14 protein-coding genes are annotated in these 13,573 nt (G+C 70.3%); 9 read left to right on the top strand and 5 right to left on the bottom strand.

Annotation, left to right across the window (positions count from 1 at the left end; all coding sequences use genetic code 11):
* Window positions 1–31 precede the first annotated feature (31 nt).
* From EJV46_RS13565 to EJV46_RS13595, 7 genes are all read left to right on the top strand, one after another.
* Window positions 32–1,489 carry an amidase gene (locus EJV46_RS13565; protein WP_131549171.1) on the top strand — a complete coding sequence of 486 codons (1,458 nt, stop codon included), beginning with the start codon at window positions 32–34 and terminating at the stop codon, window positions 1,487–1,489.
* 75 nt (window positions 1,490–1,564) lie between these two features.
* A complete protein-coding gene (locus EJV46_RS13570) occupies window positions 1,565–2,263 on the top strand; it encodes a class I SAM-dependent methyltransferase (RefSeq protein ID WP_165585521.1) in 699 nt (232 codons plus the stop codon).
* A gap of 158 nt (window positions 2,264–2,421) precedes the next feature.
* On the top strand, window positions 2,422–3,375 hold the full coding sequence (locus EJV46_RS13575; RefSeq protein WP_240782566.1) for a tripartite tricarboxylate transporter substrate binding protein: 954 nt from the start codon (window positions 2,422–2,424) through the stop codon (window positions 3,373–3,375).
* Window positions 3,372–3,842, top strand: a complete 471-nt coding sequence (locus tag EJV46_RS13580) for a tripartite tricarboxylate transporter TctB family protein (protein ID WP_165585522.1) — start codon at window positions 3,372–3,374, stop codon at window positions 3,840–3,842. Before EJV46_RS13575 ends, EJV46_RS13580 begins: the two co-directional genes overlap by 4 nt.
* Before the next feature lie 4 nt (window positions 3,843–3,846).
* On the top strand, window positions 3,847–5,352 hold the full coding sequence (locus tag EJV46_RS13585) for a tripartite tricarboxylate transporter permease (RefSeq protein WP_131549175.1): 1,506 nt from the start codon (window positions 3,847–3,849) through the stop codon (window positions 5,350–5,352).
* Between the two features lie 63 nt (window positions 5,353–5,415).
* Window positions 5,416–6,768 (top strand): LLM class flavin-dependent oxidoreductase, encoded by a 1,353-nt coding sequence (locus EJV46_RS13590; RefSeq protein WP_131549176.1) that lies wholly within the window; start codon window positions 5,416–5,418, stop codon window positions 6,766–6,768.
* A 9-nt stretch (window positions 6,769–6,777) separates the two neighbouring features.
* The gene (locus EJV46_RS13595) at window positions 6,778–8,136 is read left to right on the top strand and encodes an LLM class flavin-dependent oxidoreductase (protein WP_131549177.1); all 1,359 of its coding nucleotides are present in this window, start codon (window positions 6,778–6,780) and stop codon (window positions 8,134–8,136) included.
* 205 nt (window positions 8,137–8,341) lie between these two features.
* Here EJV46_RS13595 and EJV46_RS13600 read toward each other — a convergent pair whose 3' ends face one another.
* The 3 genes from EJV46_RS13600 to EJV46_RS13610 form a co-directional block, all read right to left on the bottom strand.
* On the bottom strand, window positions 8,342–9,670 hold the full coding sequence (locus EJV46_RS13600; protein ID WP_131549178.1) for a sorbosone dehydrogenase family protein: 1,329 nt from the start codon (window positions 9,668–9,670) through the stop codon (window positions 8,342–8,344).
* The gene (locus EJV46_RS13605) at window positions 9,667–10,221 is read right to left on the bottom strand and encodes a DUF2231 domain-containing protein (RefSeq protein WP_240782545.1); all 555 of its coding nucleotides are present in this window, start codon (window positions 10,219–10,221) and stop codon (window positions 9,667–9,669) included. Before EJV46_RS13605 ends, EJV46_RS13600 begins: the two co-directional genes overlap by 4 nt.
* Before the next feature lie 74 nt (window positions 10,222–10,295).
* On the bottom strand, window positions 10,296–10,802 hold the full coding sequence (locus EJV46_RS13610; protein WP_131549179.1) for a hypothetical protein: 507 nt from the start codon (window positions 10,800–10,802) through the stop codon (window positions 10,296–10,298).
* 258 nt (window positions 10,803–11,060) lie between these two features.
* On the opposite strand from EJV46_RS13610, the gene EJV46_RS13615 reads away from it, so the two are divergent.
* Entirely contained in the window at window positions 11,061–11,660 is a 600-nt protein-coding gene (locus EJV46_RS13615; RefSeq protein ID WP_165585523.1) for a nitroreductase, read from the top strand.
* Between the two features lie 145 nt (window positions 11,661–11,805).
* Window positions 11,806–12,354 carry a Yip1 family protein gene (locus tag EJV46_RS13620; protein ID WP_165585524.1) on the top strand — a complete coding sequence of 183 codons (549 nt, stop codon included), beginning with the start codon at window positions 11,806–11,808 and terminating at the stop codon, window positions 12,352–12,354.
* On the opposite strand, the gene modA is transcribed toward EJV46_RS13620, so the two are convergent.
* Window positions 12,348–13,130: a molybdate ABC transporter substrate-binding protein gene (gene modA, locus EJV46_RS13625; RefSeq protein WP_131549182.1), complete on the bottom strand. Its 783-nt coding sequence runs from the start codon at window positions 13,128–13,130 to the stop codon at window positions 12,348–12,350. The genes EJV46_RS13620 and modA overlap by 7 nt on opposite strands.
* A 61-nt stretch (window positions 13,131–13,191) precedes the next feature.
* Window positions 13,192–13,527: a winged helix-turn-helix domain-containing protein gene (locus EJV46_RS13630; RefSeq protein ID WP_206020808.1), complete on the bottom strand. Its 336-nt coding sequence runs from the start codon at window positions 13,525–13,527 to the stop codon at window positions 13,192–13,194.
* Between the last annotated feature and the right edge of the window lie 46 nt (window positions 13,528–13,573).

The raw sequence follows: 13,573 nt of genomic DNA on the forward strand, positions 1-13,573 counted from the left end.
CATGGCGCCAAGCGATGCCAGACTTCCTCGCATGCATGACCATCTGATCCGCCTGACGGCCACGGAAGCCGTTTCCCGCCTGCGGCGCCGCGAGGTCTCGCCGCTTGAGCTCATCGACGCCGCCGAGGCGCGCATCGCCGCCGTCGAGCCCGAGGTGAACGCGATGCCCACCCTGTGCTTCGACCGCGCGCGCGACCATGCGAAGCGGCTGATGGCGGGCGAGGGGCGCGCGCTGGAGGGCAAGGCCGGATGGCTCGCCGGCCTGCCGGTCTCGATCAAGGACCTGACCGACGTGGCCGGCGTCCGCACCACCTACGGCTCGCCCATCTTCAAGGATCACGTGCCCAGGGACTCCCACCCCGTCGTGAAGCGCATCGAGGCGCATGGCGGCATCGTCATCGGCAAGTCCAACACGCCCGAATTCGGCGCCGGCGGCTCCACCTTCAACGAGGTCTTCGGCCGCACCCGGAACCCCTGGAACACCTCGCTCACCTGCGGCGGCAGCACGGGCGGCGGCGCCGTCTCGCTCGCGACGGGCGAGACCTGGCTGGCCCAGGGCACCGACCATGGCGGCAGCCTGCGCCGCCCCGGCACCTATTGCAGCGTGGTCGGCCTGCGGCCCTCCCCGGGGCGGGTGACGCGCGGGACGGTGAACAACCTCTTCTCCACCCTGTCCGTCCAGGGGCCCATGGCGCGGAACGTGCCGGACCTGGCGCTCCTCCTCGATGCCATGGCCGGCTGGTGCCCGCTCGATCCGCTGACCTACGACGCGCCGTCCCGCTCCTACGCCGATGCCGTGGCCGCGGCGGCGGCCGAGCGCCCGAAGCGCATCGCCTTCACCGCCGATTTCAACGGCCAGCTGCCCATCGACCGCGAGACGCGCGAGATCTGCTCCAGGGCCGTGCGCGCCTTCGAGGCGGCCGGCTGCATCGTCGAGGAGTTCGCGCCCGACCTCGCGCAGCTCGGCGAAGCCTTCCTCATCCTCCGCAGCCAGGCTTTCGTCGTGGACCGCGAGGCCCAGCTCCAGACGCATCGCGCGCTCATCAAGCCCGACATCATCTGGAACACGGAGCGGGGCCTGAACGCGACGCCGAGCCAGCTCGCCTGGGCCGACCGCGAGCGCGCCGCCTTCTGCCGCCGCATGGCCGCGATGTTCTCGACCTACGACATCTTCGTCACGCCGGGCGCCGCCACGCCGGCCTTCGACGTGATGCTGCGCAACCCCGAGACCATCGCCGGCGTGAAGCTGGAGAACTACATGGCCGGCTCCATGATCAACGCGGCCATCACGCTGGCCGGCTGCCCCGCCGTCGCGGTGCCCTGCGGCTTCGACCAGTACGGGCGGCCCGTGGGCCTGCAGGTGGTCGCCCCGCCGCGGCGCGACGAGATCGCCCTGCAGGCGGCCGCCCTGTTCGAGCAGGCCAGCGGGCTGGCGAGGATGGTGCCGATCGATCCGCGCCCGGGCACCGTGCCGCCGCCGGAGGCGTAGGCCGCCAGCCGGACCTCATTGCCGGCCGGGTTGACCCTGGATAGTTTGCCCGCAACGGATGGCGGTGCGGGTCACGTGGACACTCTGAAGCAATCGGTCGAGGTCGTGGCGGAGGCCTGGAAGGGCAGCCCTTATTACGACGCGGCCGACCCCTATACCTACGTCTGGTGGGAGGACGACTTTCCCTTTCATCCCCGGTTCCGCCAGCTGGACCTGACGGCCACGCTGGAGCTGGCCTGCGGCCATGGACGCCATTCGGAGCGGGCGGCCGCCCTCGCGCCGCGCCTGGTGCTGATGGACATCCTGCAGGAGAATATCGACTTCTGCCGCACCCGCCTCGCCGGGCGGCCCGGCATCGAGTTCCACCGCAACACCGGCTACGACTTCGCCCCCATCGGCGACGGAGAGATGACGGCCGTCTTCAGCTACGACTCCATGGTCCATTTCAGCCCGGACATCGTGCGGTCCTACATCCTCGACACGGCGCGGATCCTCGCGCCCGGCGGACGCGCGCTCTACCAGCATTCGAACTACGACGCCCCGACCGACCGGCATTACGGGCAGAATCCGCATGCGCGGAACCGGATGACGGAAGCCATGCTGCGCGGCTTCGCCGCCGAGGCGGGGCTGGAGATCCTGTCCACCCGCGCGCTGCCCTGGGGCGGGGTGGAGGATCTGCGCAACGCATCGCTCCAGGCCGGCACTCCGCCCTCCTCGCCGGAGGTGGTGCCGGATCTCGATCGGCTGACGCTGCTCCAGAAGCCGGCGCGCTGAAGGCCCGATAGATCGCGCCTGCCGCCTGGACGATCGGCCGTTCGCGGCCGCCCGCCTCGCATTGACCCGCCGATGGGCCAGACATAGCCTGTGCGCCAGGGAAGATACGGCATCACGGCCAGGACGGTTTGCCGTCGGGAGTCGATGACGTGAAGAAGATGCTTGCCGGTCTGCTGTGCCTCTGCGCCCTCGTGGCTTCCGGGCCGATCCATGCGCAGGAATACCCCACCCGCCCGATCCGCTATCTGGTGCCCTGGGGCGCCGGCGGCATCACCGACACCATCTCGCGTCTTTATAACGAGCGCGTCTCGGCTATCCTGGGCCAGCCCATCGTGCACGAATACCGCCCGGGGGCCGCCGGCCGCATCGGCACGGGCGAGCTCGGCCGCGCGGCGCCGGATGGCTACACGATCGGCATGGTGAATGCCGGCCAGCTCACCATCCACCCGAACCTCTATGCGCGACTGCCCTACGACCCTGACCGCAGCTTCGTGGTCCTGGGCATGATGGGCATGTCGCCCATGGCCCTGGCCGTGCCGGTCAGCTCCCCCGTGCGCTCGGTCGCCGATTTGCGGGCGCTGTCGCAGCGGCGCTCGCTGAACTTCGGGACGGCCGGGATCGCGGGCCCGCACCACCTCGCCGTCGAGCTGCTGCGCAAGACCGGCGTCACCGGCGTGCCCGTCCATTATCGCGGCGGCGGCGGCGAGATCATGGCGGCGATGACGAACGGCGCGCTCGATGCCAATTTCGACACCGTCTACCAGCAGAACATCTTCCGGACCGACGGCCGCTACCGCATCCTCGCCGTCACCTCGCGCGAGCGCATGCCGCAGATTCCCGACGTGCCGACCTTCGCCGAGGTGGGCCATCCCGAGATCAACCTCGAGACCTTCTACGCCACCGCCGCGCCTTCCGCCGTTCCGGCGCCGATCCTGGCGAAGCTCGTCGCCGCCTATGCCCAGGCGGCGCAGGCGCCGGAGATCGTGGCCTGGCTCCGCGAGATGGCGCTGACCAACGTGCACCTCTCGCCGGCCGAGCTCGCCCAGTACATCCGCGAATGGCGCGAGCGCTGGCGGGTGGTGATCGAGGAGCAGAACATCCGCGTCCAATGAAGGGCGGGCGCCGCAACCTCCGCGATCAGATCGCCGGGGTGCTCTTCATCGCGGTGGGTGCCGCGATCGCCTGGAAGGCGCAGTCCTACCGGGTGGGACCGCCGTCCGATTCCGGCCCGGGCTTCTTCCCCTACTATCTCGGCCTGCTGCTGGCCGGGCTCGGCGTCGCGATCACCGCGGTGGCGAGCTTCACGCAGGACCCGGAGGCCGAGCGCTTCGGCTTTCGCCCGCGCACCTTCCTCGGCGTGCTGCTGCCGGTCGTCGTCTTCGGCGCGATGCTCATGCCGATGGGCCTCGTCGCCTCGGCCTTCGTGGCGGTGCTGCTGTCGAGCTTCGCGAGCCGCGAGGTGACCTGGCGCGGCGCGCTGGTGAATTCGGTGACGCTGTCGGTCATCGTGCTGCTCGGCTTCGCCCTCATCCTGAAGATCCAGATTCCGGTCTGGCCGCAATTCCTCGTGCAGCGCTGACCGCATGGACCTGCTGAGCAACCTGTCGCTGGGCTTCGCCACGGCCCTGTCCCTGCAGAACCTGCTCTATGCCTTCACGGGCTGCCTGCTCGGCACGCTGATCGGCGTGCTGCCCGGCCTCGGCCCGGTGGCGACCATGTCGATGCTGCTGCCCGCGACCTTCGCGCTGCCGCCGACCTCGGCGCTGATCATGCTGGCCGGCATCTATTACGGCGCGCAATATGGCGGCTCGACCACGGCCATTCTGGTGAAGCTGCCGGGCGAATCCTCCTCCGTCGTGACGGTGCTGGACGGGCACGAGATGGCGCGGCGGGGCCGTGCCGGCATCGCGCTCACCACGGCCGCTGTGGGCTCCTTCTTCGCGGGAACCGTGGGGACGCTGGTCATCGCCGCCTTCGCCGTGCCGCTCGCCTCCGTCGCGCTGAAGTTCGGCCCGCCCGAGTATTTTTCCCTCATGGTGGTGGGGCTGATCGGCTCCGTCGTGCTGGCCTCGGGCTCGGTGCTGAAGGCCATCGCCATGGTGGTGCTGGGCCTTGCCCTCGGCCTCGTCGGCACGGACACCCAGAGCGGCGTGGAACGCTTCACCTTCGAGGCCGACGAGCTGGTGGACGGGCTGAACTTCGTCGCCATCACCATGGGCGTCTTCGGCCTCGCCGAGATCATCGCCAACCTGGAGAAGCAGGGCCCGGTGGCCAGCGAGGTGACGCGCGTCTCCACCCTCTTCCCAACCCGCCAGGACTGGCGGCGCATGTGTCCGGCGATCCTGCGCGGGACGGGCATCGGCAGCACGCTCGGCATCTTCCCGGGCGGCGGGCCGGTGATCTCCTCGCTGACCTCCTACCTGGTCGAGCGGCGCGTCTCGAAGAATCCCGGCGAGTTCGGCAAGGGGGCGATCGAGGGCGTGGCCGGGCCGGAATCGGCGAACAACGCGGCCGCGCAGATCAGCTTCATCCCCATGCTGACGCTGGGCATCCCGTCGAACATCGTCATGGCCATGATGGCGGGCGCGATGATGATGCACAGCATCCAGCCAAGCCCGCAGGTGATGACGCGCAACCCCGATCTCTTCTGGGGGCTCATCGCCTCCATGTGGATCGGCAACGTCATGCTGCTGGTGCTGAACCTGCCGCTGGTCGGCATCTGGGTGAAGTTCCTCACCATCCCCTACCGCTTCCTCTATCCGGCGATCATCGTCTTCTGCTGCGTCGGCGTCTTCTCCGTGAACAACATGGTCTTCGACATCTACCAGGCGGCCTTCTGGGGCGTGGTGGGCTATGCGTTCCTGAAGCTGCGGCTGGAGCCCGCGCCCATGCTGCTCGGCCTCGTCCTCGGCCCCATGATGGAGGAGAATTTCCGCCGCGCCCTGGTCCTCTCGCGCGGCGACTTCCACATCTTCGTCTCGACGCCGCTGGCCTGCGTCTTCCTCGGCCTCGCGGTGCTGCTGCTGATCGTGCTGGCCTCGCCCGCGCTGCGGAAGAAGCGGGAGAAGGCCTTCCATGAGGAGGACTGACTCGTTGCGTGGCCATCACGAGCTGCGGCAGAGTGGGGCCGCGCCGTCGCCCAGGAGCGCCGAATGACCGTTGCGGACCGCCAGATCCACCTGTCCTTCTCGGTCCACCTGACCGGATCGCATCCGGCGGGCTGGCTGCACCCGACCACGGAGGACGGCTCGGACGTCAGCATCCGCTCCTACCGTCACCTCGCGAATCTGGCCGAGCACGGCCTCTTCGACCTCTTCTTCATCGCCGACACGCCGGCCCTGCGCATCGACAGCCTCGACGTCTGGTCGCGCTACCCGCTCTTCACCAACGTGCTGGAGCCGCTGACCTGCCTGGCCGCGCTGGCCGGCTCCACCGAGCGCATCGGCCTGGGCGGCACGGCGACGACCAGCTTCAACGAGCCCTACAACGTTGCCCGGCAATTCGCCTCGCTCGACCATATCAGCGACGGGCGGGCGGCCTGGAACGTGGTGACCAGCGCCAACAACTACGCAGCCCGCAACTTCGGCCATGCCGCGCTGCCGCCGCATGCCGAGCGCTATTCCCGCGCGCAGGAATTCGTGCGGCTCGTCCTCAAGCTCTGGGACACCTGGGAGGACGACGCCTTCGTCTACGACCGCCAGGAGGTGCGCTTCTACGATCCGGCGAAGCTGCATCCTATCCATCACGAGGGGAAGCACTTCAGGCTCGACGGCGGGCTCAACATCCAGCGCACGCCGCAGGGCCGGCCCGTCATCATCCAGGCCGGCGCCTCGGACGCGGGCAAGGAGCTGGCGGCCGAGACGGCGGACCTCGTCTTCGGCTCCGGGACGAACCTGGAGAAGGCCCGCGCCTACTACGCCGACCTCAAGTCGCGCATGGCCAGGTACGGCCGCTCGGCGGAGGAGCTGAAGGTGCTGGCCGGCGTCTCGGTCACCGTGGGCGAGAGCGAGCAGGAGGCGATCGACAAGGTCGAGACGCTGAAGGCCCTGCTGCACCCCGCCGTCGCCACGCAGCGGCTGGGCATGGACCTGGAGACCGACCTCTCCGACCTGCCCTATGACGCGCCCATCCCCGAGGACCGCATCCCGAAATCGGCCAACCTGCACACGGCCTATTTCGCCGAGATCGTCCGCATGATCCGCGAGGAGAAGCTGACTCTCCGCCAGGTCGCGCAGCGCTACTCGCGCGGCTCCGCCGGGATCCGCGGTACGCCGAAGCAGGTCTGCGACCAGCTGGAGGAATGGTTCCACGGCGGCGCGGCCGACGGCTTCATGTTCAGCCTGCCCATCCAGCCCGCGGGGCTGGAGGACGTGGTGCGCCTTGTCGTGCCCGAGCTGCAGCGCCGCGGACTCTTCCGCAAGGAGTACAAGGGCGCCACGCTGCGCGACCATCTGGGACTCGCGCGCCCGCCCGGGCCGGGCCGCCGCGCGCTGGCTGCCGAGTAGGAGAGGGCCATGGCCGACCGGAAAAAGATGCTGCTGGCGGTCATGGCGAGCGGCGCCGGCTCGCACATCGCCGCCTGGCGCCACCCGGAGACGGATGCCGGCGCCGGCGTCGGCATCGCCGCCCATGTGGAGATGGCGCGGCTCGCCGAGCGCGGGCTGTTCCACATGTATTTCGTCGCCGACACGCCGGCCGCGCGCACCAGCAAGCTCGACATATACAGCCGCATGCCGATCTTCATGAACCAGCTGGAGCCGCTGACGCTGCTCTCGGCTCTCGCCGTGACGACGCGGCACATCGGCCTCGGCGGGACCGTGAGCGCGAGCTTCTACGAGCCCTACAACCTCGCCCGGCAATTCGCCTCGCTGGACCAGATCAGCGGCGGCCGCTCGGCCTGGAACATCGTCACCTCGGCCAACGACTACGCAGCGCAGAATTTCGGCCTCGACCGGCTGCCGCCGCATGGCGACCGCTACAGGCGCGCCGACGAGTTCACCGACATCGTGCTCAGGCTCTGGGACAGCTGGGAGGACGACGCCTTCATCCGCGACAAGGAGTCGGGCTACTCCTTCGATCCGCGGAAGCAGCACGCCGTCCATCACGAGGGCCCATACTTCAAGATCCATGGCGCTCTGAACGTCCAGCGCTCGCCGCAGGGCCGTCCCGTGATCATCCAGGCCGGCGCCTCCGAGGCGGGCATGGATTTCGCGGCCAAGGTCGCCGAGCTGATCTTCGGCGCCAACGAGACGCCGGCGGAGTCGAAGGCCTTCTACGACCAGCTCAAGGCGCGCGTGGGGAAGTTCGGCCGCTCACCGGAGGCGCTGCGGCTGCTGGCGGGCATGCCCGTCATCCTCGGCGAGAGCGAGCAGGAGGCGGAGGACAAGTACCAGACGCTCCAGGCCCTCATCCACCCCGATGTCGGCCGCGCGCGGCTGTCGATGGACCTGGAGGCCGACCTCTCCGGCCTGCCGCTGGACGAGCCGGTGCCGGAGGAGCTGATCCCTGCCTCGGCCAACTTCCACAAGAAGTTCTACGACAACATCGTGAACATGATCCGCATCGAGAAGCTGACGCTGCGGCAGATGTACCTGCGCTACGAGCGCGGCCGCCGCACGTTGCGCGGCACGCCCGCGCAGATCGCCGACGCGCTGGAGGAATGGCACGCCGCCGGCGCCTGCGATGGTTTCATGATGATGTTCCCCATGCTCAAGGACGGGCTCGGGATCTTCGTGGACCAGGTGGTGCCGGAGCTTCAGCGTCGCGGACTGCTGCGGACCGGGCAGGACGGCGTGACGCTGCGCGACCAGCTCGGCTTCGCGCGCCCGCCGCATCCCGCGGCCCGGGCCGCGCCGGAGCGGGCCGCAGAATAGCTTCGACGGGAACAGGGCCAGCGACGAGGACGGAGCGCCTTTCGCCCACCGGACGATCCGTGTTGGCGGCCCGCCAGCCACGGTTCGACGACGGGGCGAGCGGTTCAGCGTGCTCCGGGGCGGTTCGCCCCAGCCGGGCGATGGGCGGCGTGGGCTGGCATGATGGATCGGGCGGGCGATCTGGCGACCCGCGCCGCTGTTTTCTTCACGGGAGAGGCCGCCCTCCGCCGACGGGCGACGGTTGCGGCGTCGGGTTGGCGGCGATCCTCCAGACCGTGCCGGTCAGGTCATCGGCGACGATCAGGGCGCCGCGGGGGTCCACCGTGACTCCCACCGGCCGGCCCCGCGCGTTTCCCTCGCCGTCGAGGAAGCCGGACACGAAATCGACCGGGTCGCCGGAGGGCTGGCCATCTCGGAACGGCACGAAACTGACCCTGTAGCCGGAGGCCACACGGCGGTTCCAGCTGCCATGCTCACCGATGAAAGCCCCCTCGGCGAAGTTCGCTCCCATCGCCGGTGTGGAGAAGGCCAGGCCGAGCGCCGCCACATGCGATCCAAGGCTGTAGTCCGGCCGGATCGCCGAGGCCACCCTCTGGGGATCCTGAGGCTGCGCACGCCGGTCGACGTTCTGGCCCCAGTAGCTGTAGGGCCAGCCGTAGAAGCCGCCCTCGCGCACCGCCGTCAGGTAGTCCGGAACGAGGTTGGGCCCGATTTCGTCCCGTTCGTTCACGACGGCATAGAGCCTGTCCGTGCCGGGCTGGAAGGCAAGGGCCGTCGGGTTGCGCAGGCCGGTGGCATAGGGGCGGTGGGCGCCGGTCTGCGCATCGATCTGCCATATCATGGCGCGATCGACCTCCGCGGCCATTCCACGCTCGGTGATGTTGCTGTTGGAGCCGATGCCGACATAGAGGAAGCGGCCGTCGGGGCTCGCCGCCAGCGCCTTTGTCCAATGGTGGTTGATCGCCGAGGGCAGCTCCGAAACATGAGTCGGCGGCCCGCGGGCTTCCGTCTGGCCATCGACATAGTCGAAGCGGACCAGCGCATCCTGGTTGGCGACGTAGAGGATGCCGTTGACCAAGGCGAGACCATAGGGCGCATTGAGGTTGGCGGCGAAGATTCCGCGCGTCTCGTAGACGCCGTCGCCGTCGGCGTCGCGCAGCAGGGTCAGCCGATCGCCGCTACTCGCGGTGCCGCGGCCGAGGCTCTTGATGAAGCCTGCGATGAAGTCCTTGGGCCGGAGCGGCGGCGCATTGCCGCCCGCGCCCTCGGCGACGAGGATATCGCCATTCGGAAGGACGAGGGTCTGGCGGGGGACCCGCAGATCCGTGGCGATCGCCTGAATGCTGTAGCCCTGCGGCACCGTCGGCCGGTCGTTGCCCCAGGCCGCGGGTCGAGGGATCGTCATGTCGGGCAGGAGGCCACGCTCCGGGGCGGGCAGGTCAGGGTTGGCGCCACGCTGCATGGGGGCGGGCTCGTTGTCGCAGGCGGCCAGGGCGAGCGTTGCCATGCCGATCAGAAGGGAGCGGTGCATCATGTCGCCTTTCCGGGGCGGGAGCGGGAGTACCCCATCCAGGCGGCGGCGACGGCCAGAACCGTCGTCACGACCGAGAGATAAAGCCCCTCCGGCATGGTTGCCCAGGCGTCCTTCGCGTGGACGAGGGCATTGATGAAGCCGAGCACCCACATGGCGAGCAGCACGGCGAAATAGAGCGCCAGTCGCCCCCGATGCGCCCTCCCGCCTCGCAGCAGATCGACCAGCGCCCAGATCACCGCGAAGGCGCCGACCAACAGGCCTCCGGCAATGAGCCAGGAGGAAAAATTCGCCCATTGCAGCTCGAAGCTCCTGCCGTAGGCCACGTCGCTGAGAAGCGCGCCGAGAAACAGCGGAAATGGAAAGGCGAGGAGTATGGCATGGAGGGGATGAAGGGGCGGCAGTGCCCCCGGGGCGGATACCGCGACCACGGCGTATCCCTTCTCGCTGAATCCGACGGCGGCGCGCCATCGGCTCAGGAAGAACGAACGGGCGGCGCGCGTGGTTTCCGCAGGAACGCGGAAACTTGGTTGCGCGGCGCCAGCGCGATGCAATCCGGATTAGAAGCCTTCAGCAGGGCGAGCGTTCCGGCCCTTCGCGACGCGAGCGACGGTCAGAACATCTTCGATCAATGCAGGACCGCCCCCTCCGGCCGCCCCATCGCCGCCACCGGGATCGCCTGCCGCGGCAGCCGGTGCCCGGCCGCCGACATCATGGCCGCGAAGCGCTGCGCGCCCCGCAGGGCCGGCGCCACGGAGCCGGGCGGCACCCAGTCGGAGATGACGTCCAGCGCGGCGAGGGTGTCCGCGTCCTGCATCGCATTCACGAGCCGCAGCATCGCCACCTCGTCGGCCCCGAGGGAGGGGCAGCGGCAGCAGCGCACCTCGATGATGCGCTGCGCCGCGCTGCCGACCACCGACATCAGCAGGTCGAACCCCACCGCGCCGGCCGAGGCCACGCCGGCCAGGCGGAACATCTCGCGCCAGTCCGGGTGCGGCGTGCCCGGGCGCATCACCGGCGCGACCCAGGCGCGGAGCGCCGCCACGACGAAGAGCTCCTCCGGCCCGAGATCGAGGATGGCCCGCTCGCCCGGAGCGGGACGATGGTCGGGGTTGCAGGGGTCCATGCGCGACACGACCTCAGTTCTTCTTGGCCGGCTCGACCGGCGCCGGCCGGGCCGGAGGCTTGTCCGAAGCCGGCTGCGCCGCCACCGCGCCCGGCAAGGCGAGCAGAAAGGGCGAAAGGGGGGCAGAGCGCATCGTCATGTCTCCTGACTGGCCCCCGAACGATATTGCGACTGAGAGTGATTCGCAAATAGAATCCGCCTGACCCAATTCACGCAACGGACGGGATGGCCCTTCCACCCCATCCTCCCATGTCGGAAGCTGCCCCCATGCCGGACAACATCGCCCCCCTTCCTGCTGTGCCCGCCGATCTGCTCGCCCGGAGCTCGGTGCCCGCGCGGCTGCTCCGGGCCCCCGCGCCGGACAGGTCGGCGCTGGACCTCGCCGTCTCGGCCGCCCTCCGCGCGCCGGACCATGGCGGGCTGCGGCCCTGGCGCTTCGTCTTCATCCAGGGCGAGGACCGCGGGGCGTTGGGCGACCTGCTCGCCGCCTCCATGCGGGCCCGCGCGCCCGACACCCCGGCGGAGCGCCTCGAGGTCGAGCGCGCCAAGCCCCTGCGCGCGCCGCTGGTGGTGGCGGCCGGCGCCGCCATCAACCACGAGCGCCCCGGAGTGCCGCCCTGGGAGCAGGAGGCCTCCGCGGCCGCCGGCATCATGAACTTCCTGAACATGCTCGATGCCCAGGGCTTCGGCGCCTGCTGGCTCTCCTCGCCGTCGCTGAAGGATCCGGCGGTGAAGGCCGCGCTGGGCTTCGCCGAAGGGGATTCCCTGCTCGGCTGGATCTATGCCGGCACGCCGGGCGAGGACCGCCCGCGGCCATCCCGTCCGGGACCGGACGCCTTCCGGCGGGACTGGGCGCCCGGCCGGTAGGGCGCGGGCGGCCAGTCCCGGCCCGCGTCACGTCTGTCGCGCGGGCGCGGATTCCGCCCCGGAACCGCTTGCTCCGGCGCGGAGCCGCCGCACAGTATCGCGCGGCGCCGACGGACGGCGCGGGGACGTATCGGGGGGACCGCGAATGGACATCGTGTCGCGCGCCAAGGGTCTGCTGACCCAGCCGCAGGTGGAATGGAACGTCGTGGCCGCGGAGCCGGCCGATGTCGGCGGGTTGTTCACGAAATACGTGGTGCCGCTCTCGGCGATCCCGGCGATCGCCGGCTTCATCGGCGCCTATCTCATCATCGGCGCCGCGGTCGGGATCGGGACGCTGCTGGTCGGCGGCATCGTCAGCTACATCCTCGGGCTGGTCGGCATCTTCGTGCTTGGCAAGATCATCGAGTTCCTGGGTCCGAAGTTCGGCGGGCCGGAGGACGGCATCGCGGCGATGAAGCTTGCGGCCTATGCGCCCACCGCCTCCTGGGTGGCGGGCATCTTTCTGCTCCTGCCGGTGATCGGCGCGGTGCTGGCGCTGATCGGCGCGCTGTACAGCATCTACCTCTTCTACCTCGGCGCCCCCATCGTCGCGCGCGTGCCGCCGGATCGGGCGATCCCCTTCACGATCGCCGTCTTCGTGGTGGCACTGCTGGTCAACCTGCTGATCGGCGCCGTCGTCACGATGCTCTACTGACTCTCGCCGCGCAGGGTGAAGCCGAAGCGCCGCCAGAGGGGCGCCGCCTCGGGGCCGGACAGGAAGGCGAGCAGCCCCCGCGCCCGGGCATTGCCCTCGGCGCGGCGCAGCAGCGCGAAGGGGTAGGTGACCGGCGCGTGGCTCTCCGCCGGAAAGGCGCCGATGACGCGCAGGCCCGTGCCCGCCGCCGCATCCGTCGCATAGACGATGCCATAGGGCGCCTCGCCGCGCTCCACCAGCAGCAGCGCGGAGCGGACATTGTCGGCGCGGGCCAGGCGCGGCGCGATCGCGTCCCACTGGCCCATCCAGGTCAGCGCGGCCTGGGCGTAGCGGCCGACGGGCACATGCGCCGGGTCGCCGGTCGCGAGGCGGCCATTCGTGCCGAGCAGGCCGAGCAGATCGGTCCCCCGGGTCAGCGTGACGGCCGGCGCGGCACCGGCGGGCGCCACCAGCACCAGCGCATTGCCGAGCGGGCTCACGCGCGTCGCGTTCACGAGGAGGCCGCGTTCCTGCAGATAGTCCATCCAGGGCTCGTCCGCGCTCAGGAAGAGGTCGGCGGGCGCGCCCTGCTCGATCTGGCGGGCCAGCGCGGAGGAGGCAGCGAAGGAGAGGCGCGGGGCGGCATGGCCGCGATTCTGCCACTTCCGCGCAATGGCGCGCAGGGCATCCGTCAGGCTGGCCGCGGCGAAGACGGTGACCGGCGCTTCCTGGGCGCCTGCGGCCAAGGGGGCGGCCAGCAGCCCGGGCATGGCCAGGGCAAGAAGGCGGCGACGCATGCAGATCCCCCTGATGTCCTCCGCTGCGTTATACTTCTCCATTGATAGCGTGCAAGGAGACTCAGGCGGGCGGTGGCCCCGCCGCGCGCTGGGCGGCCGCTTCGACCTCGCGATAGCGTGCGATCAGCGCGCGCCCGGCCTCGGTGAGGGCCGCGCCGCCGCCCTTCTGGCCGCCCGGCGCCCGCGTCACCACCGGCGCGCCGATCGCGGCATCCAGCGCCTCCACCAGCCCCCAGGCACGCGGATAGGACATGCCGAGCTTCCGCGCGGCGGCGGCGATGGAGCCCGTCTCGGCGATGGCATCCAGCAGCGCGATCTTCCCAGGGCCGACCTTGCCGCCCGAGGCCAGGTCGAGGCGGATGCTCACGCGCAGGGGAAGTGTGGAGGGATCGGACACGCCCGCATTGAAGCCCGGCCGCCCGCCGCTGTCAGCACCGCGGCCC

The sequence above is a fragment of the Roseococcus sp. SYP-B2431 genome (assembly GCF_004336745.1).
Taxonomy (GTDB): Bacteria; Pseudomonadota; Alphaproteobacteria; order Acetobacterales; family Acetobacteraceae; genus Roseococcus.

Excerpts from the sequence above, each read along its gene's own strand:
- EJV46_RS13565 (WP_131549171.1), top strand. The coding sequence starts at position 32 with ATGCATGACCATCTGATCCGCCTGACGGCCACGGAAGCCGTTTCCCGC.
- EJV46_RS13615 (WP_165585523.1), top strand. The coding sequence starts at position 11,061 with ATGCCGGACAACATCGCCCCCCTTCCTGCTGTGCCCGCCGATCTGCTC.
- EJV46_RS13600 (WP_131549178.1), bottom strand. The coding sequence starts at position 9,670 with ATGATGCACCGCTCCCTTCTGATCGGCATGGCAACGCTCGCCCTGGCC.
- EJV46_RS13590 (WP_131549176.1), top strand. The coding sequence starts at position 5,416 with ATGACCGTTGCGGACCGCCAGATCCACCTGTCCTTCTCGGTCCACCTG.
- EJV46_RS13580 (WP_165585522.1), top strand. The coding sequence starts at position 3,372 with ATGAAGGGCGGGCGCCGCAACCTCCGCGATCAGATCGCCGGGGTGCTC.
- modA (WP_131549182.1), bottom strand. The coding sequence starts at position 13,130 with ATGCGTCGCCGCCTTCTTGCCCTGGCCATGCCCGGGCTGCTGGCCGCC.
- EJV46_RS13620 (WP_165585524.1), top strand. The coding sequence starts at position 11,806 with ATGGACATCGTGTCGCGCGCCAAGGGTCTGCTGACCCAGCCGCAGGTG.
- EJV46_RS13575 (WP_240782566.1), top strand. The coding sequence starts at position 2,422 with ATGCTTGCCGGTCTGCTGTGCCTCTGCGCCCTCGTGGCTTCCGGGCCG.
- EJV46_RS13585 (WP_131549175.1), top strand. The coding sequence starts at position 3,847 with ATGGACCTGCTGAGCAACCTGTCGCTGGGCTTCGCCACGGCCCTGTCC.
- EJV46_RS13595 (WP_131549177.1), top strand. The coding sequence starts at position 6,778 with ATGGCCGACCGGAAAAAGATGCTGCTGGCGGTCATGGCGAGCGGCGCC.